We start from the raw sequence: 2,311 nt of genomic DNA, 5'->3' as shown, positions 1-2,311 counted from the left end.
AGTGAGCACTCTGATAAAATAGATATTTTCTCATCAATATCCATTTTATATGGAAGCATATACGTCTCTTCTCCCATTAAATCCACTACCTCACGCGAAGCATTTTGATCAAACGGACCATGCATTGGGACAAATAAAATTTGGTACCCTTCTTGCTTTAACTTTTTTAAAGCAACCGCTAACTTTTTTATATAATCTTCTTTTGCATTCCAGTGACGTACACTAACTGCAATGATTTTCCCGTGCAGAGAATGTGTTTGTAACCACTCTGATTGTTTTTTTTGTTTCCATGTTAAAACTGGATCTGGAACCAGTTCAATATCCCTTTTCATGCCAATTTCCTTTAAGTATAAAAATGAATCCTCATCTCGAACTGATATATATGCAGCTTTCGACAAATGCCATTTAACTAATAATCGATTATGCCTTTTTGTAATCGGCCCTATCCCTTGTGAATAAATGTAATATGGTTTTTTTAACATACGAGCAAACCACATAATGCCCGTATAGTATAAAATACTTTTCACACTCGTTTTATCTTGGAGGAGGCTCCCTCCACCACTAATAAGCCCATCACTTTTTCTAATTGCATTATAAACCGATTTTATACTCCAACGATCTACCGCTTCAACTCCGTACATTTTCCTTGTATAGTCAGGGTCATTTGACAGCACAACGAGTTCAATATTCGGATTCTMTTTATGTAACGATTCAATAATCGATTGTAGAATAGCTTCGTCTCCAACGTTATAAAAACCATAATATCCTGATAAAACTAACCGCACTCTTAATCTCCTCCAACATTTGGTAACCAATTGTTTCATCCATCATAACTGGCACCAACTCCTTACCTAAAAAACGCGATACATAAACAAATATCCCCTCAATACGCCCGTCCGAATTCCAATTCTAAAATTTCATAGTTCTATATTTATTTTTTCAAAAATGGTATTTGTTTTGTTGATATCCAGTTTAATTTCAAAGCACATATCCCATACAAAATTGTTGCAACAACAAATGCTACACCACTATATAATAACGCAATAATTCTTGAAGATGTAACATTTATCATTGTAGATAGTTCATATAATCCTAATCCTAAAATACAAGACAATCCTATTACAGTGAAAAATCTCCCTATGTGCATAGAATAGGAAAGATATTTTCGAATGTATAGATGATTTACGATACAGATTAACACATATATAACCAATGTACTATACGCCGCTCCATCTATGCCAAACTTTCTTGTTAACTCTATGTTTAACAATACTTTCACAAAACTCGCTCCGACAACAATCCACGCGGCTTGTGCAGAACGATTAATCCCTTGTAAAACTCCTATCGATAATATCATAACCGATGTAAAATACGAACTACCAATCATAACAGCTAACATACCGCTTCCCTTTGCATCTGTGAACAATCCCACATTTAATGGAACTGTTAATGCCATTAACCATATCGTTAACGGGACTGTTAGCACATGCATGAGTAGATTTGTATTTTGAACTGTTGTTTTTGCCAAACTCATATTTTTCTTTGCTAACGCAGACGTTAATAACGGTATTAACGGAAATACAATTGCACTTGCGAAAACAACAATTAATTGTGTGAATGCAAAACCACGACTATATATACCAAATTGCGCTTGAATTTCTGCCGACGACCCTTGCAGCACATGCGGCACTGTAAGCGAATCTACTAAATTCAAAAGCGGCATGGATAAAGCTCCTATAGCAATCGGAATAGATACTTTTAATATTTTCTTTCCATCTTTTCTCAAATCTCTAAGCGAATATGAGTCTTCCTTATAGCGGTATGGACTCTTATTGTACGTCCTACGTAAATATATAAGGGAACTTATTACCCCTAGAAACGATCCAACCATTGCCCCACTAGTAATGACAGCACTACTTTCATTCCAATATACTAATACATAAGCGATGATTAACATAAAAAATACTCGTACAAATTGCTCAACGACTTGTGATATCCCCGTCGGTTTCATATCACCAAACCCTTGGAAATAACCACGATAAACTGCCATATATGGTGCTACGAGTAAAGCCAATGACGTAATCAGTAACGGTCCTCTCGTTTCTTCCCCACCAAGCATATTTGCAATTTCAGTAGAAAATAATACAATCACCAAACATCCGAATGCACCAAAAGCCATTCCTATAATTGATGCCGATTTAAATAATTTCGCAATTTCTTTATGCTTATTTTTTTCTTTCAACTCTGCAATTAATTTTGAAATTGCCAATGGTACACCAGCTACTGACAATGTAAGAGCAATCATATATAC

The 2,311-nt window shown here is 35.2% G+C and carries 2 protein-coding genes; both read right to left on the bottom strand.

What is annotated here, in order from left to right; genetic code table 11:
- On the bottom strand, positions 1–785 hold a 785-nt coding region (gene csaB / locus AC1DTM_RS23330; RefSeq protein WP_477001002.1), incomplete at its 3' end, for a polysaccharide pyruvyl transferase CsaB.
- Positions 786–931: 146 nt separating this feature from the next.
- Positions 932–2,311: putative polysaccharide biosynthesis protein (locus AC1DTM_RS23325; RefSeq protein ID WP_477001001.1), on the bottom strand; the 1,380-nt coding region annotated here is incomplete at its 5' end.

The organism is Bacillus sp. P4_D3, from assembly GCF_056401855.1.
Note: the sequence above shows the minus strand (reverse complement) of the source record. Positions and strands in the feature narration are given on the sequence as shown.